Here is a 23,135-nt window from a genome sequence, read left to right as displayed (position 1 = left end):
CCGCCGCCCCGGCATCCGCCCCGGTCGCCGCGCCCGCCGCCACTCCCCCGGCAGCGGCCCGCTCCGGCCTCGACTGGCGGATCCGGTTCGCGATCCTCTCCGTGGTCTGGGGCTTCAGCTTCCTCTTCGTGAAGGTGGGCACCGGGGCCTACGCCCCCTTCCAGGTCTCCCTGGGCCGGGTCCTCTTCGGCGCGCTCGCCCTCCTCACCGTCCTGCTCGTACGGCGCGAACCGCTCCCGCGCGGACTGCGGACCTGGGGCCACCTGACCGTGGCGGCGCTGCTGCTCAACACCGCCCCCTTCTCGCTCTTCGCGTACTCCGAACTCACCGTCCCCTCCAGCCTCGCGGGCATCTGCAACGCCACCTCCCCGCTGTGGGGCATGGCGCTCTCCCTGGTCGCACTCTCCGAGGACCGGCCGACCCGGCGCCGGTTCGCGGGTCTGGGCCTCGGCTTCCTCGGGGTGCTGACCGTCCTCGGCGCCTGGCAGGGCTTCGCCGGAGTCGACGCCAAGGGCACCGCGCTCGCCCTGCTGGCCTCGCTCTGCTACCCGATCGGCTGGATCTACGTCCGCCGCACCCTGGCCGCGACCCCGGGCTCCCCGGTCGCCCTGACCGGCGCCCAGCTGATCGTCTCGACCCTGCAACTGGCCCTGGCCAGCGCCGCGTTCACCACCCTTCCGACCTCGTTCCCGCTGTGGCCGACGCTCTCGGTGGTCGCCCTGGGCGCGCTGGGCACGGGCATGGCCCTGCAGATGCAGTACCGCCTGGTCGCCGAGATCGGCCCGACCACGGCCCAGATGGTCACGTACTTCATCCCGGTCGTCGCGACCGCCGCGGGCGTCCTGGTGCTGGGCGAGGAACTCCACTGGAACACCCCGGTCGGCGCCGCGATCGTGCTGGCCGGAGCCGCCCTGTCCCAGACCCGCCCCGGCGCGCGGAAGCCGCACTGACCGCGCGCCGCACGCCGCACCGGCCCTCGGAGCCCGGCCTCCGAGGGCCGGGCTCCGGGCATCGCGGTCCGCTCAGTCGTAGCGCGCCCCCCGCGCCGGGCGGACCGCCGCCGCCACCGCGTCCGCGAGGGCCGGGACCTCCGCCAGGGACACCGGTGACACGGTGATCCGTACGCCCGGCCCGCTGTCCACCCGGAAGCGCGAGCCCGGCGCCACCGCCCAGCCCGCCGCGAGCAGCCGCGTCACCGCCCCGGTCTCGTCCGGCACGGGCACCCACACGTTCATCCCGCTGCGGCCGTGCGCGCGCACCCCGCGCGCGGCGAGCGCCGCCACCAGCGCGTCCCGCCGGACCCCGTAGGCCCGGGCCACCGCCGCCCCGTCCACGGCCCCCGAGGTCCACAGCTCGATCACGGCGTACTGAAGCAGCCGGCTCACCCAGCCCGGCCCCAGCCGCTGCCGCCCCTGCACCCGGTCCAGCGTCACCGCGTCCCCGGTCAGCACCGCGAGCCGCAGGTCCGGCCCGTACGCCTTGGCGGTGGACCGCACCAGGGCCCAGTGCCGGGTGATCCCGCCCAGGGACTGCAAGGGCAGGTCCACGATCCCGTGCCCGTGGTCGTCGTCGACGACCAGCGTCCCGGGGTGGCGGGCCAGCAGTTCCCGCAGCTCGGCCGCCCGCCCCGCGCTCACCACCGCCCCGGTCGGGTTCTGCGCCCGGGCGGTCACCACCAGGGCCCGCGCGCCCTCGGCCAGCGCCCGTTCCACCGCCCCCGGCACCGGACCGTCGTCGTCCACCGCGACCGGGGCGATCCGCAGCCCGAGCGCCGGAGCCAGGTCCAGCACACTGCCCCACCCCGGATCCTCGACCGCGACCGTGTCCCCAGGGCGCAGGTGCGCGGACAGGACGCGTTCGATCGCGTCGAGCGCGCCCGAGGCCAGCGCGACGGGCCCGTCCGGAACCCCGTCCGCGTCCAGCCCGGCCCGGGCGATCCGGGCCAGCTCCGGGACGACGGCGTCGTCCCCGTACCGGGTGGGCGCCCGCGCGTAGCGGGCGGCGGCGGCGCGCAGCGGGCCGTCGAGCGCGGGCAGCACCGCCGGGTCCGGGTTCCCGCTGGCCAGGTCACGGCCGCCGGGCGGCACCTGCACCCGCAGCCCGTCGCGCGGAGCGCTCGCGGGCCGGGCCCGGACCCGGCTGCCGCGCCGCCCGTCGGTCTCGATGACCCCGCGTTCGCGCAGGGTGCGGTAGGCGGCGGCCACGGTGTTCGGGTTGACCCCGAGCGCGCCCGCCAGCTCCCGCATCGGTGGCAGCAGGGCGCCGGGCGCGAGCTCCCCCGCCCCCACGCCCGCCTCGACACTGGCGGCGATCTCCGATGCGCGACTTCCGACGATCATGTATTCTCCTAGCACAAAAGACAGTATGCACTAGTGCAATGGAGTTCGCATCATGACCGCCGCGCCTGCCGCCCCCCAGAGCCCCGCGACCGACACGTACGAGCCCACGGAGCGCACCGTCCCCTCCCGCTCCCGCGACCGGGCGCACTACGACCACGCGACGGTGCACGCGATACTCGACGAGGGGTACCTCTGCCACCTCGGGTTCGTCCGCGACGGCGCCCCGGTGGTCCTGCCGACCCTCTACGGCCGGGTCGGCCAGGCCCTCTACATCCACGGTTCCACCGGTTCCCGCCCGCTGCTCGCCGCGGGCAAGGCCGACCCGGGGCTGCCCGTGTGCGTCACGGTCACCCACCTCGACGGCCTGGTGCTGGCCAAGTCGGCCTTCCACCACTCGATGAACTACCGCTCGGTCGTGGTGCACGGCACGGCCTACGAGGTCACCGACGAGGCAGAGCGCCGGACGGCCCTCGACGCCCTCGTCGACCAGGTGGTCGCGGGCCGCGCGGCGGACTCCCGCCCGGCCGACGCGAAGGAACTGGCGGCCACCGCCGTCATCCGCCTCGACCTCGACGAGGTCTCGGCGAAGATCCGCACCGGCGGCCCCAACGACGACGCCGCGGACCTGGACCTGCCCTTCTGGTCCGGAGTGGTCCCGGTCGCGCGGACCTACGGGACCCCGGTCCCGGCCGCCGACCTGGCCCCCGGCATAGCCGTACCGGACTACCTCACGGCGCTCTGAGCCGGTACGGAACCCACTCCGGGCTCGCCGACCCCGGGCTCCACCCCGGGCCCGCCCACGTCCGCGCCCACGTCCCCGTCCGCTCCCCCGCCCACCTCCGCCGGACGGCGGCCCTCGTCGACGATCAGCGCGATGACCGCCGTCAGCAGGAGCAGGGTTCCCAGCACCACCGGCCCGGTCAGCCGCTCCCCCAGGACCAGCACCCCGATGACCGCCGCGGCCACCGGCTCGATCAGCATGATCACGGACACGGTGGCGGCCCGTACCGCGGCCGCCCCGCTGAAGTAGAGGACGTACGCGAGCGCGGTGGGCACCGTCGCGACGTACACCAGCAGCCACAGCACCCGCCCGGGCTGCGCGGTGTGCGGAACCAGACCCTCCAGCAGCGCGAGCGGCAGCAGGCACACCGTCCCTACGGCCAGCGACCACGCGGTGGTGACCAGCGGGTCCCCGCCCGCCCCGCGACGCCCGAGCGCGCGGGTCCGCAGGGTCATCGCGGCGTATCCGGCCGCCGACAGCAGCGCCCAGCCGACCCCGGCGGGCCGCACCTCGGCGCCCCCGCCGCCCAGGGTCAGCGCGGCCAGCCCGGCCAGCGCCCCACCGACGGCGGCGAGTCCGCCCGCGCCGAGCCGTTCGCCCATCCAGTACCGCGCCCCGAGCGCGATCAGCACCGGCCCGGCGCCCAGGGTGACCACCGTCCCGACCGCGAGCCCCGTCTCGCGCACGGCCCCGAAGTAGGCGGCCTGGAACAGGGTGAAGAGCAGCCCGGTGGCCACCAGCGAGCCCGTCGAGGGCCGCCGCGCGGACAGCTCCCGGCCGCGGGGACGGCGTACGGCCAGGGCCGCCAGCAACAGGACCAGCGCGCCCGCGCAGCGCCAGAAGGACAGGGCCAGCGGACCGAGGTCACTGGCCAGGAAGAGAAGTGAGGCAGCCGCCCCGGCGGTGCCCCAGGCGGCTCCGGCGACGACGAGATACAGGTGCTTCGACACGTGTGTGCTCCGCATGACGTGAAGGATGAGGGGAACGGGTCATCGCTTCGCGGGCAGCACGGACCCGCCCGGTGACACCGGGCCGGATCGGTCGTACGGAAGTGCGGCCGCCCGCGTCAGGCGGCGGGAGGCGGAAGCACGGTCATCGGCATGGTCGTGAGCCTAGGCTTTCGAGGCCGTACGGTCCAGGGCGTTCGGATCCAGCGACTCCGGTTCGGGCGCCCCCGGCGGGGTGGGCCGCGAGGTCTGCGCGATGAAGGCACCGCCCAGGACCAGCGCGCCGCCGATGATCTGCGGCGTCGAGAGGTGCTCGCCGAGCAGCACCCAGGCCAGCACCGTGGCGACGACCGCCTCCAGGCAGGCCACCACGCCCGCCACCTGCGGCGAGAGCATCCGCACCGAGACCACGCCGGTCAGGTAGGCGGCGACCGTCGCGATCAGCACCACCCAGCCGACCAGCACCAGCGCGGGCACCGGCAGACCGCCCACCGCCGCGTCCCCGCCCAGGACCGACCAGTCCATCTCCCAGGGCCGGGAGATCAACGTCATCACCAGGGTGCCGATGATCATGCCGTACGAGATCACGCCGATCGGGTCGGGGGCGTCACCCCGCTCCGAGCCCTGGTCGGCCAGGACGAAGTAGAAGGCCTGGCAGCAGGCGGCGGCCACACCGAGCAGCACCCCGAGCGGGTCGAGCCGCAGCCCGGCCCAGATCTCGACCACGCAGGCCAGTCCGACCACGGCCACGGCGGCCCCGGCGGCGGCCGCCCGGGTCACCGGCCGGCGCTGGACGAAGCGGATCCATCCCAGGAGCAGCGCGGGCCCGAGGTACTCCAGCAGCAGGGCCACACCGACCGGGATCCGGGACAGGGAGGCGAAGTAGAAGGCCTGCACCCCGGCCACGGCGACCAGGCCGAACCCGGCGAGCAGCGCGGGTTTGCGCCGTAGCAGGCCGCGGTGGCGCCAGGCCAGCGGGGAGAGGACGAGCGCCGCTCCGGCCACCCGCAGCCAGACCACGTGCAACGGGTCCAGACCCGCCTCGATCAGCGGCTTCGCCGCCACGCCGGAACCACCGAACGCGCACGCCGAGACGAGGGCCAGGCCCAGTCCGGCATTTCTCCCTGACGCTTGCATCGGCACATCATGGCAGCCCCCGTCAGGAGCGTCCTGCGGGTGACACCTGTTGAGATTTTCTGACAGGTCGTCAGTCTTGAATGTTCCGCCCACCGGGACTACGTTCCGCCGGACACAGCCGACGAGAAGGGGCGGTCCCATGGCCGAAGTCACCGCGGAATCACGCATCGAGGCCTCCGCCTCCGCACTCTGGTCGCAGCTCACCGACTGGGACGCCTACGGCGAGTGGAGCATGACCCACACCGGTTTCCCCAAGGGAGGCCCGGAGACCCTGGCCGTCGGATCCACCTTCGCCGAGAACATGAAGATGATGGGATTCCCGGCCGAGGTGGTGTGGACCATAGAGGAGCTGGAGACCGAGCGCGTCTTCGCCATCCGCGGCAAGGGCCCGATGGGCGTGATCGTGGGCACCCGCTACACCCTGGTCCCCGACGGGGAGGCGACGACCGTCCGCATCGACGGGGACTTCCAGGGGGCCGCGGTCTCCCTGATGGCGGGCAAGCTCAAGGACTCGGCCACCGCCGCGCTCAACGAGTCGCTGCGCAAGCTGGCCGGCCTGGTGGTCTGAGCCGGACACGACGAAGCGCCCCGCGCGGTACCGCGCGGGGCGCTCGGCCGTACGTCCGCCGAAGAGCCGGTCCCCGAAGGGCGGCCCCGGAAGGCCAGTGCCCGAAGAGCCGGCCCCCCGAGGGGTCAGTGCTCGTCGGCGAGGATCAGGTAGAGCTTCTTGCGGGCCTCGTTGATGACCGCGACGGCCTTGTCCCGCTGCTCGGACGAGCCGGTCTTCCAGACCTGGCCGAAGGCCTCCATCAGGCCGAACCCGGCCGTCCGGATCTCGTTCATCGCCTCGCGGTCGAACCCGCGCCCGGCCTCGTCCCAGGGAGCGGCGGAGCCCGCCTCGGCCTCGGTGCGTCCGGCGTCGGTGAGCGTGAACAGCTTCTTGCCGCCCTCGCTCACACTGGTGATGAGTCCCTCGTCCTCCAGCAGCTGCAGGGTCGGGTAGACCGAGCCGGGGCTGGGCTTCCAGGCCCCGCCGCTGCGCTCGCCGATCTCCTGGATCATCTCGTAGCCGTGCATCGGCCGGTCCGTGAGCAGCGCCAGGATCGAAGCCCTGACGTCTCCCCGCCGGGCCCGCCGGTGCGGTCCCCCGCGTCCGCCCCGGCCGCCGAAGGGTCCGCCGAAGGGCGGCCCGAACGGCCCGAAGGCGGCGCGGCGCCCTTCGAAGTCCCCCTGACGGTCCGGCCCGCAGTCGCCGTGGCCGCGACCGTGACCGTGTTCATGCCCGTGTCCGTGTCCATGTCCGTGTGAACGCATGACTGCGCTCCTTTCGTCTTCGTTCCGGAGTGTTCCGAGTGGTGTCGTTGTCCGACATCACCACCATGGCCGACCGCTCGCGATGTGTCAACGATATATCGGGAGTGTTCATTAACGATGTTCTGGACGATGTCCCGAACGAGCCCGACCCGTACCGCGGAAATCCGCCGCCCCAGTCGTCGCTAGGCTCACGCCATGCCCACCGACCCCGGTTTCACGTGCTCCTGCTGCGGCGAGCACCACCCAGAGCTGCCCATGAGTTACTCGGCCACGGCCCCCGACGCCTGGGAGGCGGGCTACGAGAGCGACGCGCACTCCTTGCTGTCGCCCGACCAGTGCGTGATCAGGGGCAGCCACTTCTTCATCAAGGGCCTGATCGAAATACCCGTCATCGGCAGCGGGGACGTCTTCTCCTGGGGCGTCTGGGTCTCGCTCAGCGAGGAGAACTTCACCCGCGCCCTGAGCGTGTGGGACACCGAGGGCCGCGAGGCCGAGAAGCCCTACTTCGGCTGGCTCAGCACCGAGCTCGCCCTCTACTCCGAGAGCACCACCGACCTCAAGACCAACGCCCACACCCGGCCGGTCGGCAGGAGCCCCCTCATCGAGCTGGAGCCCACCGGCCACCCGCTCGCCGTCGAGCAGCGCACCGGGATCACCCGCGAGCGCGTACGCGAGATCGCCATGGCCGTACTGCACCCGGCCTGACGGCCCCGGGCCCGCCCCGGCCCGATCGGCTCCGGCAGCCTCCGGGCGGCGCCGCACACGGTCCAGGGCGGCGCCACGCAAGGTCCAGACACCCCGGATTGGCCTTTGTCGCCGCGCGCGCGACCGCCTTACGGTCGAGGTCATGCGCATCCGAATCGTCGACGCCTTCACCGACCGCCCCTTCCAGGGCAACCCCGCCGGAGTCCTCCTCCTCGACGCGGGCGCGGGCTTCCCGCCCGACGCCTGGCTCCAGCGGGTGGCCGCGGAGGTCAACCTGTCCGAGACCGCCTTCGCCCACCCGCTACCGCCCGGCGGGGAGGCGGACTGGGCGCTGCGCTGGTTCACCCCCGTCGCCGAGGTCGACATGTGCGGCCACGCCACGCTCGCCACCGCACACGTCCTGGCGAGCACCGGCCTGGCGGACGGCCCGGTCCGGTTCGCGGCGCGCTGCGGGATCCTCACCACCGAGGCCGCCGAGGACGGCACGGTGACGATGGACTTCCCGACCTCCTCGCTCACCCCGTACGAGCTTCCCGAGGCGCTCGCCCGGGCGCTGGGCGGGGTGGAGATCCGCTCGGTCCACGACACCGCCGCCCACATCGGCGACCTGGTGGTCGAGCTGGCCGACGAGCGGACCGTGCGCGAGCTGCGCCCCGACTTCGCGGTACTGGCCGCCTACGCCAAGCGCGGGCTGATCGTCACCGCGGCCGCCGAGGACCCCGCCCGGGGTTACGACTTCGTCTCCCGCGGCTTCTTCCCGGCCCTGAACATCGACGAGGACCCGGTCACGGGCAGCGCGCACACCGCGCTGGCGCCCTTCTGGGCCGCTCGGCTGGGCCGCACCGAGCTGACCGGCCTCCAGGGTTCGGCGCGCACCGGCCTCGTCGCGGTCCGGCTCGTGGGGGACCGTACGCTGCTCACCGGACGCGCGGTCACGGTCATCGACGGCGAACTCCTCACCGCCCCCTGAGCGTCGCGCCGAGCGGTCACGGCGTGGGCAGCCAGCCGACCTTGCCCGCGAGCAGGGCGTAACCACCGAAGGCGACGATGTCGAGCAGCGCGTGGGCGGCCACCAGTGGCCCGACCCGCCCCCAGCGGCGGTAGAGCAGGACGAAGACCACGCCCATCACGGCGTTGCCGATGAACCCGCCGACGCCCTGGTAGAGGTGGTACGAACCGCGCAGCAGGGCGCTGGCCAGCAGCGCGGCCCTCGGCGACCATCCCAGGCCATCCAGCCTGCGCAGCAGGTAGGCCAGCACGATGACCTCCTCGACCACGGAGTTCTGCACCGCGGAGAGGATCAGTACGGGGAACTTCCACCACACGTCGGGCAGCGCCTCCGGCACCACCGTCAGGTTGAAGCCGGAGGCCCGCGCCGCCAGGTAGAAGGCGAGCCCCGCGCTGCCGATCCCGGCCGCGACCAGCACGCCCCGGCCCACGTCCCAGCCGGGCCGCGTCCGGTCGAAGCCCAGCACCCGCAGCCCGGGCGCGCCCTCGCGGGTGAGCAGGTGGGCCACGAGGAGTACGGGCACCAGGGCGCTTGCGATCCCGAAGAGCTGCCAGGCCAGGTCGAGCCAGGGGCGGCCGGGCGCGTGGGAGCCGTTGAGCGTGGCGGCCTGGTCCTTGAGGCCGCCCGGTTTGGTGAGCGAGCCGATGAAACTGATCAGCGCCGAGACCCCGCTCGCGCCCAGCGACAGGGCGAGGACCAGCAGCGTCTCGGTCCGCAGGACCCGCCGCCCGTCCTCGCGCAAGGTCCCGACCACCGGCTCCGGCTCAGCCCGCACGCCGCACTCCCGTCCCGCCAAACCGCCATCCCGTTCCGACGACCCCATACTGCCCGTTCCGCGGCGGAACAGGATCATCGGAACGGGACCGCCGGAACGAGGTCGCCGCAAGAGGACCGCCGGACCCGGATCGCCCGGACCCGGATCACCCGGACCCGGGCGGCGGACCCGGGCGGCGGCCGATCGCGGTGCGCCGCCACGCCGCCGTCAGCGGCGACCGGCGCTCAGGGCCGCGCTCACCTCCTCCTCGGGCAGGCCCGCGGGCCAGGTGTGCACCGGCTCCCCCCGGTGCATCAGCTCCGAGTACCGCCGGGTGGTCGCCGCGAGCGCCGCCTCCCGTTCCAGTCCGGCCGCCAGCGCCCGGTGGTACGTCTCCACCTGCCAGGTCGCCCCGTTGGCCCGCCGCCTGCACCGCTCCTCGATGATCCCGAGGTAGTGGTCCCGGTCCGCGGGCGCGATCCCCCAGGCGTCCAGCCCGGCCGCCGCCATCGGCAGCAGCTCCTCCAGCACCAGCCGGACCGCCGGTACGCTCGCCAGCCCGCCGCCCCGACCCCGGCGCGGCCAGCGCAACCGCGCGTCGATCCCGTACCGGCAGGCCGCGTCGAAGTTGGCCTCGGCCTCCGCGAAGGGGAGCCTGCTCCACACCGGGCGCTGTTCGTCGGCGAGGGTGCGCACCAGCCCGTAGTAGAAGGCGGCGTTGGCCACCACGTCGGTGACGGTGGGCCCGGCGGGCAGCACCCGGTTCTCCACCCGTAGGTGCGGAACCCCGTCGGCCACCCCGTACACGGGCCGGTTCCAGCGGTAGACGGTCCCGTTGTGCAGGACGAGTTCCTGCAGGCTGGGCACCCCGCCGTCGGCGAGCACCCGCAGCGGTTCCTCCTCGTCGCAGATCGGCAGCAGGGAGGGGAAGTAGCGGACGTTCTCGGCGAACAGCTCGTACGCCGAGTCCACCCAGCGCTCGCCGAACCAGGTCCGCGGCCGCACCCCCTGGGCCTGGAGTTCCGGCGGCCGGGTGTCGGTGGCCTGCTGGAACAGCGGCGGACGCGACTCCCGCCACAGCTCCCGCCCGAACAGGAACGGGGAGTTGGCCCCCACCGCGATCTGTACGGCCGCCACCGCCTGCGCCGCGTTCCACACGTCCGCGAACCGGCCCGGGGTGACCTGGAGATGCAGCTGCACCGAGGTGCAGGCGGCCTCGGGAACGATCGACCCGGCGGTCCAGGTGAGCCGCTCCACCCCTTCGATGTCCAGGGCGAAGTCCTCCCCCCTCATGGCCAGGATCTGCTCGTTGAGCAGCGAGTACCGGTCCACGGCCGAGAGGTTCGCGGAGACCAGGTCACTGCGGGAGATCGTCGGCAGGATGCCGATCATCACCACCCCGGCGTCGATCTCCACGGCCTGCCGGTGGGCATATGCGAGGCCCGCGCTGAGTTCCTCCGCGAGCTGGTCGAATACCCGGCCGTCGAGCCGGTGCGGAAGTATGTTGACCTCCAGGTTGAACATTCCCAGTTCGGTCTGGAAATCAGGGCTGGCAATCCGCTCCAGAACCTGCGCATTCACCATTCTCGGCAATCCGTCGGAACCCGCGAGATTCAACTCGATCTCCAGCCCCATCATGTTCTTGGGGCGATCGAACCTCTTCTCCGCCAGAAGTCGCTCCAGTCCCTCCAGGCACTCGTGAAGCTTCCTCCTATACCGTTGCCGATCGGACAGGTCGAACCCGCCTGCCACGATCTTCTCCCCCATCGAAGGGTCCCTCCTCGAGTGCGCCTGGCCCGGTCCACCCAGGCGCGCGTTACGGTCGATGATGCCCCGGGCCGGTGATCGATAACGCGGCGGGGGTGCGACTGGCGGACGGCGCGCGCCGGTTTGGCCGACAGGCGCCATGGCACATTCGCTTGGCATGCGGCATCCCGCAATGCCCTCGTCGACTTTTCCGTGTACGCAATACCGGCGCTTTCCAGCCGAGCGCCGTTCGAGTAACCTTCGAGGTCAGGGTGAGATGGGCGCGTATGCCCAGCTCAAAATCCTCCGCAGCGGGACCGGTATGCGCCTTGCCGGCAATGGGCGGGACAGCTAGCCGAAACACTGCGTGAACACGCGTCGTATAAACTCCGCAAACGAGGCAGAGAGTTGGCGCGCGGCCATTGCCCCTCAGCCCCCCTCTGACCCCAGAATGCGACAGCGCCGTCCGCACCTGCCCCTGTTCTCCCAGGTCTCCCAAGTGAGAGGCGACCCACCATGCCGCTGCATGTCCCTCCGGCTCCCGCGCCCGCCCTGCGCAGCGTCCTCGCGGCACTCGGTTCCCCCACGGCCGTACACGAGGCGCACACCCCGGCGCTGCGCGCCCTGCAAGGGCCACTGACCGCCGAACTCCCCCTCCCCGTCCACGTCCTGGACCGGCTGCAGTTCCTGCCGTCGACCGCGGGCCGCCCTCCCCGCACCAGGCTCACCGGATGGCGCTTCCTGATCCGCAGCGGCGACCGCTTCGTGGCCGCGGCGGACACCCGGCTGACAGCGGACGGCTGGGTCTTCTCCCACTTCTTCGAGGGACCCTACGTGGCCGCCACCGAACGCGCCCTGCGTCAGGCGGAATCGCTCAGCAAGAATTACCAGCCCCGACTGCTCTCGGTACCTGAGCTGTACATGCTCACCCTGTGGCTGCACGAAGGGGTGGGTGCCGACGCCTCCGCCGGGCTCCCGGCCGCCGCCGATCTGCTGGTGCCGCTCGCTCCGGCCCCGCCCGGGATCGCCGCGTACCGCCCGCACCTCGTGTCCGAACTCCTGCCGGTACTGACCCGCCGGCTCACTCCGCAGAGCCCGTCCGGTCCGCAGAGCCCGCCGGTCCCGCCGACGATGGCGGCCCCGGCGGCCTGAGGAGGCCGCGCCGCGCCCGGCCGTATGGCCTGGTTGGCCCATTCGGCCTAGCCCGCTGGGGCCCCCGCCGAACCACCCGAAATGACAGGGGAGTTGACCTGAACCGCCCGCACGGGTGATGCGTCATCAATCTATGAGGACAGCTACCGGAAATCCCTGCGGACGTCAGTCCGTAGGGCAACACTGGACTCTGACCACACCGAGATTGATACGGGGGGCGGCCATGAACCACGCATCGAGCCGCAGCACACAGACCACACCGCAGCGAAAGAACGTATCCATGTGCCAGCACCAGCCTGCCTGCCCATCAGCCGACTCCGCAGACCGGGAGGCCGCGCACCCCGTGGCCAACCACCCGGAACAGGGGTGGAGCCTGCTGTGCAACGGCGTCCTGCTCTTCGAGGACACCGGCGAGCTGCTGCCCAACGGAAAGATCATCGCTCCGCACCGCGCTCTCGCGGTGGCCTAGGAACAGCGGGACCCGCGCGCACGCGGAAGGGGCCGGTCCGGGAGACGCACTCCCGGACCGGCCCCTTCACGCGTCAGCCGGTCGGCGCACCGGCGCGCCGACCCCGCCCTCAGTGGTCGTACTCGTCCAGCGGGGGGCAGGAGCAGACGAGGTTGCGGTCACCGAACGCGCCGTCGATGCGACGGACCGGCGGCCAGTACTTCTCGGCGGCCGTCAGTCCACCCGGGAAGACGGCCTCGTCACGGCTGTACGGGTGGTTCCACTCGCCACCCAGCGCCGCCGCCGTGTGCGGGGCGTTGGCCAGCGGATTGTCGTCCACCGGCCACTCGCCGCCCGCGACCCGCTCGATCTCGGCGCGGATCGCGATCATCGCGTCGCAGAACCGGTCGATCTCGGCGAGGTCCTCGGACTCCGTCGGCTCGATCATGAGCGTCCCGGCGACCGGGAAGGACATGGTCGGCGCGTGGAACCCGTAGTCGATCAGGCGCTTGGCGATGTCGTCGATGCTGACGCCCGTGGCCTTGGACAGCGGGCGCATGTCGATGATGCACTCGTGCGCGACCAGGTTGCCCGGACCGGTGTAGAGCACCGGGTAGTGCGGCTCCAGCCGCTTGGCGATGTAGTTGGCGCCGAGCACGGCCACCTGGGTGGCCCGCTTGAGCCCCTCGCCGCCCATGAGGCGCACGTACGACCACGAGATCGGCAGGATGCCCGCCGAACCCCACGGCGCGGCCGAGATCGGGCCGACGCCCGTCTCGGGACCGGCGGTCGGCTGCAGCGGGTGGTTGGGCAGGTACGGCGCCAGATGCGCCCGGACACCGACCGGGCCGACGCCCGGGCCGCCGCCGCCGTGCGGGATGCAGAAGGTCTTGTGCAGGTTGAGGTGCGAGACGTCGCCGCCGAAGTGACCCGGCTTGGCCAGACCCACGAGCGCGTTGAGGTTGGCGCCGTCCACGTAGACCTGGCCGCCCGCCTCGTGCACCTGCGCGCAGATGTCGGCGACGTGCTCCTCGAACACACCGTGCGTGGACGGGTAGGTGATCATCAGCACGGCGAGTTCGTGGCGGTACTGCTCGATCTTGGCGCGCAGGTCGGCGGCGTCGACCTCGCCGTCGTCCGCCGTCTTGACGACGACGACCTTCATCCCGGCCATCACGGCACTGGCCGCGTTGGTGCCGTGCGCGGAGGACGGGATCAGGCAGATGGTGCGCTGCTCGTCACCGTTGGCCCGGTGGTACGCCCGTACGGCGAGCAGTCCGGCCAGCTCGCCCTGGGAGCCGGCGTTGGGCTGGATGGACACCTTGTCGTAGCCGGTGACCTCGCAGAGACGTTCCTCCAGCTCGGTGATGAGCGTGAGGTAGCCCGCGGCCTGCTCGACCGGCGCGAAGGGGTGCAGCTGACCGAACTCGGGCCAGGTGACCGGCTCCATCTCGGTGGTCGCGTTGAGCTTCATGGTGCAGGAGCCCAGCGGGATCATGCCGCGGTCGAGCGCGTAGTCCTTGTCCGAGAGCTTGCGCAGGTAGCGCAGCATCGCGGTCTCGGAGCGGTGCTGGTGGAAGACCGGGTGGCTCAGGTACGCGTCCGAGCGCAGCAGCCGCTCGGGCAGCGCGTCGGCCGTGGTCAGGTCCAGCGCCTCGATGTCGGCGCTGACGCCGAAGGCGGCCCAGACCGCGTCGATGTCCGCGCGCAGCGTCGTCTCGTCGCAGGAGACGCCGACGTGGTCGGCGTCGGCCTGGTGGAGGTTCACCCCGGCCGCGCGGGCGGCGGCCACGACCTGGGCGGCCTTGCCGGGCACCCGGGCGGTGACGGTGTCGAAGTACGAGCCGTGCACCAGCTCGACCCCGCCCGCCGTCAGACCCGCGGCGAGCAGGGCGGCGTAGCGGTGGGTGCGGCGGGCGATGGTCCGCAGGCCGTCGGGGCCGTGGTAGACGGCGTACATGGCGGCCATGACGGCGAGCAGCACCTGCGCGGTACAGATGTTGCTGGTGGCCTTCTCGCGGCGGATGTGCTGCTCGCGGGTCTGCAGGGCCAGGCGGTAGGCCTTGTTCCCGTCGGCGTCGACCGAGACGCCGACCAGGCGGCCGGGAAGGGAGCGGGCGTGCTTCTCCTGGACCGCCATGTATCCGGCGTGCGGACCGCCGAAGCCCATCGGAACGCCGAAGCGCTGGGTGGTGCCGATGGCGATGTCGGCGCCGAGCGCGCCCGGGGAGGTGAGCAGGGTCAGCGCGAGCAGGTCGGCGGCCACGGCGACGATCGCGCCGAGGCCGTGCGCCTGGTCGATGACCGGCTTGATCTCGCGGACGGCGCCGGAGGCGCCGGGGTACTGGAGGAGCACGCCGAAGACGCCGCGCTCGGCGATCTCGGCCGAAATGCCCTCGGAGAGGTCGGCGACGACGACCTCGACCCCGGTGGGCTCGGCGCGCGTCTGGATGACCGCGATGGTCTGCGGCAGCGTGTCGGCGTCGATCAGGAAGACCCCGCCCTTGACCTTGCCCACGCGGCGGGCGAGCTGCATGGCCTCGGCGGCCGCGGTGCCCTCGTCGAGCAGGGAGGCGCCGGAGGTCGGCAGTCCGGTCAGGTCGGCGACGACCGTCTGGAAGTTCAGCAGGGCTTCGAGGCGACCCTGCGAGATCTCGGGCTGGTAGGGCGTGTACGCCGTGTACCAGGCCGGGTTCTCCATGACGTTGCGCAGGATCACCGGCGGCGTGAAGGTGCCGTAGTAACCGAGGCCGATCATCGGGGTGAGGACCTGGTTGCGGTCGGCGAGCCGACGCAGCTCGGCGAGCACCTCGGCCTCGGTACGGGCCTCGGGCAGGTTCAGCGCCTCGGCGGTCTTGATGACGTCCGGCACCGCGGCGGCGGTCAGCTCGTCCAGGGAGCCGTAACCCACCTGGGCCAGCATCTTCGCCTGCGCCTCGGCATCCGGGCCGATGTGGCGCTGCTCGAAGGGGATGCCTCGCTCCAGCTGGGAGAGCGGAATGCGGTTGGCGGTCATGTACGGAGGCCTCCTGGTCGTACGACCTGCGAGGGGCACCACGGCGCGGGTACCCGGACGGCCTCCCCCTCTGTCATGTCAACCTGAGAGCTTCACCGGGCCTCCTGGGGTTCGCCCGTGGAGATCCGGCTTTCACCGTCGGTGAGGAGGGGCGCCGGCACTGCTGTCCGGTTCCCGCCCTGCTTTCCAGAGTGGCCTCGTCCGTGCGGTACGTCTGCCTGAGAGATTCCGGGGAGGAGTTGCTCCTTCGGCGCCTCCGGCGAGCTCGATCGGAGGACTCTCCCGCACAGGGTCAGCAGCCGTTGCCCAGCGTACCAGCGAGGATCTGGGCCCTTCCTCGAGTGGCCCCCCGCCGGGAAATGCACTTTTGTAGTCATTACCGGAGGAGTTGCGACCAAAAGGAGGCGACCGTGCAGACCGACATCGATCCGCGCAGCCTGATCGGCCGCAAGGCGTTCGACCGTAATGGCGCCAAGATCGGCACCGTGGACGAGGTCTACCTCGACGATGCCACGGGCGTCCCGGAATGGGCCGCCGTCCGGACGGGACTCTTCAGCCGGGACGCCTTCGTCCCGCTGGAGCCGAGCGAGGTGGTGGACGAAACCCTGCGGGTGCCCTTCGAACGTTCCCTCATCAGGGACGCCCCCGACTTCGGGGTCGGCCGCCACCTCTCGCCGGAGCAGGAGGTCCAGCTCTACCACCACTACGGCCTGGACGTCACCCTGCCGGGAGAGTTCCACCACAGCGCCGACCGCGACTTCGGCAACCTGGCGGGCGACGAGGGCTAGGAGACTGCTGAAGATCTTGCTCGGGGCGCCCGAGTCACCCCGATTCACCGGTAAATGTCGATCGGGGCAACCTGGTGCAAGCCGGGCGCGTTTCCAAGATCTTCAGGACACTCCTAGTGCCGCGTCAGGCAACGTTCCCCCCGTCCCCCACGAGCGGAAGCGGATCGGAGGACTCCAGCGCGGGATCGTCCAGCCGGAAGGTCCGCACCCGCCCCGGGGCGGATCCGGGCCGCTCGAACCGGACCGTTACCCGGCCCACCCCACTGCCCTGGACCCACCCGGGGCCGTACTCCTCGTGCCGTACGTCGATCCCGGCCGGCCAGTACCGCTCGGGCGCGGGAACGGCTCCGGGCCCGCTCCCGGCCGTCGTGACCTCCAGGGGTACGGACTCCCCCGCGCCCCCGCCGCCGTCCCGCGCCCCCTCCCCCGCTGCCTCCCCGGCCCCGGCCTCCGCCCGGGCTTCGGCCTGGGCATCGGCTTCCGCCCGCGCCTCGGCCTCGGCCTGCGCTTCGGCCTGGGCGAACAGGTCCTCCTGGGTGTAGTCGGCCAGCCCGGACACCCCCACGCCCAGCAGCCGCACCCCGCCGGTGGTGTCGACCGCCTCCAGCAGGCGCGCCGCCGCCTCCCGCACCACCGCGGGATCGTCCGTCGGCCCCCGCAGGGTCTCGGAGCGGGTCAGCGTGGAGAAGTCGTACCGGCGCACCTTGAGCACGATCGTCCGCCCCGAGTGCCCGGACCCCCGCAGCCGCTCCACACACCGGTCGGCGAGCCGCCGCACCTCGCCCCGGATCCGCACCCGGTCGTGGATGTCCACGTCGAAGGTGTCCTCGACCGACACCGACTTCGCGTCCCGCTCGGCGACCACGGGCCGGTCGTCCAGACCCAGCGCCATCCGGTACAGGGCCACGCCGTGCGCCCGACCGGTCATCCGGACCAGCTCGTCCTCACCGGCCTCGGCCAGCTCCCCCACGGTGGTGATCCCGGCCCGCCGCAGGTGCTCCCCCGTGGCCGGACCCACCCCCGGCAGGGTCCGCACCGACATGGGCGCCAGCAGCTCCCGCTCGGTTCCGGGTTCGATCAGCAGCAGCCCGTCCGGTTTGGCCCCCTCGGAGGCCACCTTGGCCAGCATCTTGCACCCGGCGAGCCCCACGGAGGCGCTGAGCCCCGTCGCGGCCCGGATGTCCGCGCGCAGCAGCTCCGCGGTCGCCCGGGCCCCCGCCGAGTCGAAGGCGGTGCCCCCGGCCTCCAGGTCGACGAAGGCCTCGTCCAGACTGAGGGGCTCCACCAGCGGGGACAGCTCGCGCAGCCGGGCCATGACGAGCTCACTGACCGCCCGGTACAGACTGAAGCGCGGGATCAGATAGGCCCCGTTCGGGCACATCCGCCGGGCCTGGGCGGTAGGCATCGCCGAATGCACGCCGAGCCGTCGGGCCTCGTACGAGGCGGTGGCGACCACCCCGCGCGGCCCCAGCCCGCCGACGATCACCGCTTTCCCGCGCAGGCTCGGCTTCGCCGCCTGCTCCACGGAGGCGTAGAAGGCGTCCATGTCCAGATGCAGGATGGTCGGCGCGGCTCTCACGGCACCGATGCTGCCCTACGCCACTGACAACGGCCCCGGGACGCGTCCGGCCAGGCCCGTGGCGCCCGGCGGCGAGACGCGTACGGAGCCGGTACGGACCGGTACGGACCCGCTCAGCGCTCGCTCGCTCGCGGGAAGATCCGGCTCAGCCCGCGCGGTTGCGGCGCGCCGCCAGCTCGTCGGCCGGGTTGTGCCCGACCAGCGTCTCCCCGGTCTCGACCCGCTCCCCGTGCAGCTGGGACAGGGCCTTCTCCACCTCCCGCCAGACCACGCCGACGGCGATCCCGAAGACGCCCTGGCCCCCCTGGAGCAGGCTCACGACCTGGTCCGGCGAGGTGCACTCGTACACGGTCGCGCCGTCGCTCATGAGCGTCATCCGCTCCAGGTCGAGGAAGCCTCGGTCCCGCAGGTGCTGGACGGTGGTGCGGATGTTCTGCAGCGCCACCCCGGTGTCCAGGAAGCGCTTGACGATCTTCAGGACGACCACGTCCCGGAAGCCGTACAGCCGCTGCGTGCCGGAGCCGCCCGCCGCGCGCACGCTGGGCTCGACCAGCCCGGTCCGCGCCCAGTAGTCGAGCTGCCGGTAGGTGATGCCCGCGGCGGCGCACGCCGTCGGGCCGCGGTAGCCGATCTCCTCGGCCACCGGCTCGCCGTCGTCCCGGTCGGGCGGCACGGCTTCCGGCTGACGGCGCGCGGGACCCACCGCACCGCCGTGCAGCGGGTACGGTCCGCCCTGACTCCATGCGGGGATGCCCCCGGTCGTACCGTCGCCCGTGATCCTCACGCCGACCCTCCGTCCTTGACCTGCCCACCTCGAAGGTAGGCAGTCACCCGGGGTGCGTCAACGATCGCCACACTCGGCACGCCGAGTGATAATCACCCTGAGAGTGGTTTCCCGTATCCCTCTGTGGGGAAAGGCTACTCGAATGGGCTGGCATTCCCTTGAGGACGACTCGGCCGAAACCTCACTGATTGCTGCTGCCGAAGTCCTCCGGCGAGATCTGGTCGAGGAACTCGCGGAACTTCTCCACCTCGTCCTCCTGTTCGTCCGGAATCGCGATTCCGGCATCGTCCAGCACCCCGTCGCTCCCGTAGATGGGCGTCCCGGTGCGCAGGGCGAGCGCTATGGCGTCGGACGGCCGCGCGCTCACCTCGACCCCACTGGCGAAGACCAGCTCCGCATAGAAGACACCCTCCCGCAAATCCGTGATCCGGACCTCGGTGAGTTCCTCACCGATCGCCTCCAGCACGTCCTTGAACAGGTCGTGCGTCAGCGGCCGGGCAGGGGCCATGCCCTGCTGTGCGAAGGCGATGGCGGTAGCCTCCCCCGGACCGATCCAGATGGGGAGGTACCGATCGCCTCCCACTTCACGCAGGAGCACGATCGGTTGGTTGGAGGGCATTTCAACCCGGACACCCACAACGTCGAGCTCGTTCACACAGCAACCCTAGGACCTGCCCGGCCGGTTTGGGTAGTCGGGGCCCGTTCCATCAGTGCGGCCGGACCCCGAGCGCGGTCTGTACGAGCGCTTCGTGGAGCCGTACGGAGATCCCCGCCAGCTCCTTCAAGGTCGCCTCGGCATGGGCCCTGGTCTGGGGATTGCGGTGTCTTCGCAGGGGCGCGACCACCTGTTCGACCAGCCCGGCCTCCCGGTCGGCCGCGGCTTTCATCGCGCGCAGGTGCCGGGGCTCCAGACCGAACCGGCCCAGTTGCGCCACAAGGCGGGCCACCGTGACCGCCTCGGCGTCGAATCCACCCTCGGGCGCCTCGGCGAGCAGCCCGTACGACTCCCACTCGACCAGCTGCACCTCGTCCACCTCGGCGGCGGCCAGCAGCTCGCCCCGGCCGACCCGGGCCACGGTGGGCCTGGTCCGGCCGATCTCGCCGAGCACGGCCGCGACCACCGCCGCGCCGGCGCAATCCTCGCCGTCGGCGTGCGGGGTGGGCGCGGGGATACGGATCTGCTCGCCCCGGGCGAGCGCGTCGAGCTGGTCCTTGATGACCTTGAGCGGCAGGTAGTGATCGCGTTGCAGGCGCAGGACACGGGCCAGCCGCTCGACGTCGTCGGGGCTGAACTTGCGGTATCCGGAAGGTGTGCGCCGGGGCTCGACGAGCCCTTCCGCCTCAAGGAACCGGATCTTGGAAATCGTGACTTCGGGGAACTCGTCGCGCAGCGTGGTCAGCACCGTTCCGATGCTGACCAGCCGCCCGCCCGAGCCGGCGTTGCCGACGGTGCCCTTTCGCGGGGCACCGCCGGTCGAGGTACGCAGCATGGACCTTCCCTGAAGGGTCAGATGCCCCGCTGGCTCGCGTAGAAGACCAGTCGGTACTTGCCGATCTGGACCTCGTCGCCGTTGTGCAGGGCGACCTGGTCGATCGGCTCGCGGTTGACGTACGTGCCGTTGAGGCTGCCGACGTCGGAGACGGTGAAACCGCCCTCGGCGCCCCTGCGGAACTCGACATGACGCCGGGAGACGGTGACGTCGTCCAGGAAGATGTCGCTCTGCGGGTGGCGGCCTGCCGTGGTCAGTTCGCCGTCCAGCAGGAAGCGGCTGCCGGAGTTCGGGCCGCGCCGCACGATGAGCAGCGCGGAACCCGGGGGCAGCGCTTCCACCGCGGCCTGGGCCTCGGGGGACAGCGAGGACGACACGTGCTGTCCGGACACCTCGGCCTCGTAGGCCTCGAGGCCCGAGATCGAGATGGTGGACGTGGTCTCCGAGGCACGCTCCGGCGTCAGACCCGGCCGCAGCGGCGCCCCGCAGTTCGAGCAGAACCGACTGGCCGCATCGCTACGGTGTCCGCACCTGCTGCAAACCTGCTCGGCCGACATGGACGGCTCCTCGCGCCGCGGCTGCCCCGCGGAGGCATTGGTGGCATACGGGTCGGAGGCAAACCCTCCACCCGTACTTGAGGTTGATGGTTCACCGAAACCTATGCGCCCGGAACCGGCAGGGTCAACAGCCGACGCGCCGTGCGCGCCCGAATTGCCACCCGCTCCGGCAACCTCGTCGCGGAAGAGCGGCCGGTCGCCCTGCCCTTCCACGTCTCCGTGCCCCGCACGGTGCTTGGGCGCACCGTCCTCGCGGTTCTTCTTGCCGAACAACTTCTCAAACAACTTCACGGGCGATTCCCCTTGACCGAAACAGACCCGCCCGTGGGGCAGGACGAACTCCGAATACTCACACCTGCCGACCCGGACATTCTCACAACGTCCGTCACCACCAGACAGTTTCCACCACGCACCGCTTCTTCGGTGCGCCGACCCCCCGCAGGCATCCGCCCACGTGAGCCGATGCACTTCCCGTCCCGTCTCATGACGATGACGACCGAGCGTAGTCAGGCTGCTTCGCCGCCCGCAAGGCGTCCACAACGATCTTCGTCGATCGGGCGACGGTAACGGTGGCCTGCTCCTTCTCCAGCGTCTGGACGACGCCGCCGGGAATGTTGAGCGCCGGCTCCAGGTCCTGCGGCTTGCCGATGACCCGGAATTCGTAGGGCTGTGTGATCTTCTTACCGTCGATCGCGACCCCGCCGCCCTCGTCCGAGAAGTACGAGCCCGCCACGATGCGCACGCCGTTGATCTGGATCGCCTCGGCCCCGGCCGCCCGCAGCTCCTGCAGGGTGTCGAGCAGCTTGTCCGACTGGACCTGGCCCTTGGCATCGGTGACCTTGAGCGTGATGCCTGGTCCCTGCGCTGCCACGGTACCCGCCAGGATGCCCAGTTGGCGTTCCTTCTCGACGGTCTGCTTGCGCGCCTCGTCGGCCTGGTTGGAACTGCTCTCCAGCTCCTTGCGCTGGGCTTCGAGCTTCTGCTTCTCGTCGTCCAGGCGCTTGGTGCGCCCGTCCAGCTCGTCCAGGATGCGCACCAGGTCCTCCTGGCGGGCCCCGCGCAGGGCGCTGGAGTCGCTGTTGTGGCGTACCTGGATGGCGAGCCCCAGCCCGAGGACGAACAGCAGCAGCGCGACGATCAGTTGGGCCCGGCTCACCCGGGGCGGCCAGAGCCCGGCGGCGAGCCGCTGCCGCCCGGTCTGCTCCGGCGGCGCGGGCGGGCCGGCCGTCCCGGGCCCTTCGGGCTCCGGCGGCATGGTGTCGTCCGTACTCATCGGCCTCACGCCCGGAAGACGTGCCGGCGGATGGCCGCGGCGTTGGAGAAGATCCGGATGCCGAGGACCACGACCACACCGGTCGACAGCTGCGCTCCGACGCCCAGCTTGTCACCGAGGAAGACGATCAGGGCCGCCACGACCACGTTGGACAGGAACGACACCACGAAGACCTTGTCGACGAAGATGCCGTCCAGCATCGCGCGCAGACCGCCGAACACCGCGTCGAGCGCCGCCACGACGGCGATCGGCAGATACGGCTCGACGACGGCCGGCACCTCGGGCCGGACCAGAAGTCCGGCCACCACTCCGGCCACCAGGCCCAGTACCGCGATCACGATGCACCCTTCTTCGGAGCTTCTGCTGTAGCTGACCGTACGGTCAGGCTCGACGCGGCCGGCAGCCGTACCTCGTTCTCGGGGGACAGGGTGGAGCGGATCCCGTAGCTCTGCTGGAGCACGTGCAGGTACTGCCCGTCCACGCTGTCCTGGAACTGCGTGCCCAGCCGCTTCTTGTCCCCCACCGCGAGGACTTCGTACGGCGGCGCCAGTGGCTTGTTGTCGACCAGTATCGCGTCACCGGCCGCCCGGATCGCCGACAGCGCCGTCAGCCGCTGCCCGTTGATGGCTACGGCCTCCGCCCCTGCCTGCCAGAGACCGTTGACGATCCGCTGCATGTCCCGGTCCCGCAGTCGGCCGGTGTCGGAGAAGCCCGCACTCTCACGCGGCCCCCCGCCACCGCCCGTGGAGGAGCCCTTGGCGTCGTCCACCACCAGTTTGACGCCGGGACCACGGACTTCGGTTGCACCGGACAGCAGGGCCACGAGCTGGCCCTGGTCCCCACCGTGCTGTTCGAGCGCCGCGGCCTGGCGGCCGGCGACATCGCCGCGCAGCCGCTCGATGTCCTTCTCCAGGCCGTCGGCGTGGTCGTCGGCCCGCTGGACGCGGGCGATCAGCTCTTCGCGCTCCTTCGCCAGCACCGGCGCCGCCACGCGGGCCTGCGCGGCACCCAGCGTGACGACCATGGCGGCGAGGACGAGCCCGGCGGCCAGCGCCAGTTTGGCCTTGAGGTTGCGCGGCAGTCCCGACGTGCCCTCGGCCTCGCGCCGGGCCGCGGCTTGCGCGTAGCCCTCGTCGAGACCGTGGTCCATCACGTGCGTCAGCAGCGACATGGAGGCGTCCGGGCGCACCGGCGGTTTCGCCGAACTCCGGTTGTTGGGCGGCTGCGACATGCCGCACATCGTCGCATGTCGCACGGTCCCACACCGAATGCGGCAGTCCGCCGGGGCGGCACCCCCCCCCCCGGCGCTGGGGATC

At 72.0% G+C, this 23,135-nt stretch carries 23 protein-coding genes and 1 riboswitch; of the genes, 8 read left to right on the top strand and 15 right to left on the bottom strand.

Features of this window, described 5'->3' with window-relative positions:
• Positions 1-950, top strand: a 950-nt coding sequence (locus QMF80_RS35360; RefSeq protein ID WP_283461070.1) for a DMT family transporter, incomplete at its 5' end; no start/stop codon positions are given.
• A gap of 72 nt (positions 951-1,022) precedes the next feature.
• Here the strand turns inward: QMF80_RS35360 and QMF80_RS35355 are convergent.
• Positions 1,023-2,354, bottom strand: a complete 1,332-nt coding sequence (locus QMF80_RS35355) for an aminotransferase class I/II-fold pyridoxal phosphate-dependent enzyme (RefSeq protein WP_283461068.1) — start codon at positions 2,352-2,354, stop codon at positions 1,023-1,025.
• Positions 2,355-2,391: 37 nt separating this feature from the next.
• Here QMF80_RS35355 and QMF80_RS35350 point away from each other — a divergent pair, with 37 nt between their 5' ends.
• On the top strand, positions 2,392-3,081 hold the full coding sequence (locus QMF80_RS35350; RefSeq protein ID WP_283461066.1) for a pyridoxamine 5'-phosphate oxidase family protein: 690 nt from the start codon (positions 2,392-2,394) through the stop codon (positions 3,079-3,081).
• Here the strand turns inward: QMF80_RS35350 and QMF80_RS35345 are convergent.
• Together QMF80_RS35345 and QMF80_RS35340 are read right to left on the bottom strand one after the other, a co-directional pair.
• Positions 3,063-4,085, bottom strand: coding sequence for a DMT family transporter (locus QMF80_RS35345; RefSeq protein ID WP_283461064.1), 1,023 nt, complete (start codon positions 4,083-4,085; stop codon positions 3,063-3,065). The genes QMF80_RS35350 and QMF80_RS35345 overlap by 19 nt on opposite strands.
• Before the next feature lie 147 nt (positions 4,086-4,232).
• Positions 4,233-5,204: an EamA family transporter gene (locus QMF80_RS35340; protein ID WP_283461062.1), complete on the bottom strand. Its 972-nt coding sequence runs from the start codon at positions 5,202-5,204 to the stop codon at positions 4,233-4,235.
• 139 nt (positions 5,205-5,343) lie between these two features.
• Between QMF80_RS35340 and QMF80_RS35335 the strand changes: the two genes are divergently transcribed.
• Positions 5,344-5,772, top strand: a complete 429-nt coding sequence (locus tag QMF80_RS35335) for a type II toxin-antitoxin system Rv0910 family toxin (RefSeq protein WP_283461060.1) — start codon at positions 5,344-5,346, stop codon at positions 5,770-5,772.
• Between the two features lie 125 nt (positions 5,773-5,897).
• On the opposite strand, the gene QMF80_RS35330 is transcribed toward QMF80_RS35335, so the two are convergent.
• A complete protein-coding gene (locus QMF80_RS35330; RefSeq protein ID WP_283461058.1) occupies positions 5,898-6,518 on the bottom strand; it encodes a PadR family transcriptional regulator in 621 nt (206 codons plus the stop codon).
• A 195-nt stretch (positions 6,519-6,713) separates the two neighbouring features.
• Between QMF80_RS35330 and QMF80_RS35325 the strand changes: the two genes are divergently transcribed.
• Together QMF80_RS35325 and QMF80_RS35320 are read left to right on the top strand one after the other, a co-directional pair.
• The gene (locus QMF80_RS35325) at positions 6,714-7,223 is read left to right on the top strand and encodes a DUF2199 domain-containing protein (protein WP_283461056.1); all 510 of its coding nucleotides are present in this window, start codon (positions 6,714-6,716) and stop codon (positions 7,221-7,223) included.
• 142 nt (positions 7,224-7,365) lie between these two features.
• Entirely contained in the window at positions 7,366-8,193 is an 828-nt protein-coding gene (locus tag QMF80_RS35320) for a PhzF family phenazine biosynthesis protein (protein ID WP_283461054.1), read from the top strand.
• Positions 8,194-8,209: 16 nt separating this feature from the next.
• Here QMF80_RS35320 and QMF80_RS35315 read toward each other — a convergent pair whose 3' ends face one another.
• Positions 8,210-9,055 carry a CPBP family intramembrane glutamic endopeptidase gene (locus QMF80_RS35315; protein ID WP_502962986.1) on the bottom strand — a complete coding sequence of 282 codons (846 nt, stop codon included), beginning with the start codon at positions 9,053-9,055 and terminating at the stop codon, positions 8,210-8,212.
• A 159-nt stretch (positions 9,056-9,214) separates the two neighbouring features.
• Positions 9,215-10,753, bottom strand: a complete 1,539-nt coding sequence (locus tag QMF80_RS35310) for a glutamate-cysteine ligase family protein (RefSeq protein WP_283461049.1) — start codon at positions 10,751-10,753, stop codon at positions 9,215-9,217.
• Between the two features lie 495 nt (positions 10,754-11,248).
• Between QMF80_RS35310 and QMF80_RS35305 the strand changes: the two genes are divergently transcribed.
• Together QMF80_RS35305 and QMF80_RS35300 are read left to right on the top strand one after the other, a co-directional pair.
• On the top strand, positions 11,249-11,884 hold the full coding sequence (locus QMF80_RS35305; protein ID WP_283461048.1) for a hypothetical protein: 636 nt from the start codon (positions 11,249-11,251) through the stop codon (positions 11,882-11,884).
• A 280-nt stretch (positions 11,885-12,164) separates the two neighbouring features.
• Positions 12,165-12,353, top strand: a complete 189-nt coding sequence (locus QMF80_RS35300) for a DUF5999 family protein (RefSeq protein WP_283461046.1) — start codon at positions 12,165-12,167, stop codon at positions 12,351-12,353.
• Between the two features lie 109 nt (positions 12,354-12,462).
• Here QMF80_RS35300 and gcvP read toward each other — a convergent pair whose 3' ends face one another.
• A complete protein-coding gene (gene gcvP, locus QMF80_RS35295) occupies positions 12,463-15,348 on the bottom strand; it encodes an aminomethyl-transferring glycine dehydrogenase (protein WP_283461044.1) in 2,886 nt (961 codons plus the stop codon).
• Positions 15,349-15,544: 196 nt separating this feature from the next.
• A riboswitch (glycine riboswitch) is annotated at positions 15,545-15,643 on the bottom strand.
• Between the two features lie 115 nt (positions 15,644-15,758).
• Between gcvP and QMF80_RS35290 the strand changes: the two genes are divergently transcribed.
• A complete protein-coding gene (locus QMF80_RS35290; protein ID WP_283461042.1) occupies positions 15,759-16,136 on the top strand; it encodes a PRC-barrel domain-containing protein in 378 nt (125 codons plus the stop codon).
• Positions 16,137-16,260: 124 nt separating this feature from the next.
• Here the strand turns inward: QMF80_RS35290 and QMF80_RS35285 are convergent, their stop codons facing one another.
• The 8 genes from QMF80_RS35285 to QMF80_RS35250 all read right to left on the bottom strand — a co-directional run bounded on the left by QMF80_RS35285 (position 16,261) and on the right by QMF80_RS35250 (position 23,059).
• The gene (locus QMF80_RS35285; protein ID WP_283461041.1) at positions 16,261-17,715 is read right to left on the bottom strand and encodes a DNA polymerase IV; all 1,455 of its coding nucleotides are present in this window, start codon (positions 17,713-17,715) and stop codon (positions 16,261-16,263) included.
• Between the two features lie 145 nt (positions 17,716-17,860).
• Positions 17,861-18,499 carry a MerR family transcriptional regulator gene (locus QMF80_RS35280; RefSeq protein ID WP_283461039.1) on the bottom strand — a complete coding sequence of 213 codons (639 nt, stop codon included), beginning with the start codon at positions 18,497-18,499 and terminating at the stop codon, positions 17,861-17,863.
• A gap of 181 nt (positions 18,500-18,680) precedes the next feature.
• Entirely contained in the window at positions 18,681-19,154 is a 474-nt protein-coding gene (locus tag QMF80_RS35275; RefSeq protein WP_283461037.1) for a bifunctional nuclease family protein, read from the bottom strand.
• A gap of 52 nt (positions 19,155-19,206) precedes the next feature.
• The gene (ftsR, locus tag QMF80_RS35270; protein WP_283461036.1) at positions 19,207-19,989 is read right to left on the bottom strand and encodes a transcriptional regulator FtsR; all 783 of its coding nucleotides are present in this window, start codon (positions 19,987-19,989) and stop codon (positions 19,207-19,209) included.
• Positions 19,990-20,006: 17 nt separating this feature from the next.
• On the bottom strand, positions 20,007-20,945 hold the full coding sequence (locus QMF80_RS35265; protein WP_283461075.1) for an FHA domain-containing protein: 939 nt from the start codon (positions 20,943-20,945) through the stop codon (positions 20,007-20,009).
• Between the two features lie 82 nt (positions 20,946-21,027).
• Complete coding sequence (locus QMF80_RS35260) at positions 21,028-21,819, bottom strand: DUF881 domain-containing protein (RefSeq protein WP_502962985.1); 792 nt, start codon at positions 21,817-21,819, stop codon at positions 21,028-21,030.
• 5 nt (positions 21,820-21,824) lie between these two features.
• Complete coding sequence (locus tag QMF80_RS35255) at positions 21,825-22,157, bottom strand: small basic family protein (protein ID WP_125651314.1); 333 nt, start codon at positions 22,155-22,157, stop codon at positions 21,825-21,827.
• Positions 22,154-23,059: a DUF881 domain-containing protein gene (locus tag QMF80_RS35250; RefSeq protein WP_283461072.1), complete on the bottom strand. Its 906-nt coding sequence runs from the start codon at positions 23,057-23,059 to the stop codon at positions 22,154-22,156. Before QMF80_RS35250 ends, QMF80_RS35255 begins: the two co-directional genes overlap by 4 nt.
• Positions 23,060-23,135: the final 76 nt, after the last annotated feature.

Origin of the sequence: Streptomyces sp. G-G2, from assembly GCF_030063135.1 — a bacterium.
In the GTDB taxonomy this organism is placed as follows: domain Bacteria; phylum Actinomycetota; class Actinomycetes; order Streptomycetales; family Streptomycetaceae; genus Streptomyces.
Note: the sequence above shows the minus strand (reverse complement) of the source record. Positions and strands in the feature narration are given on the sequence as shown.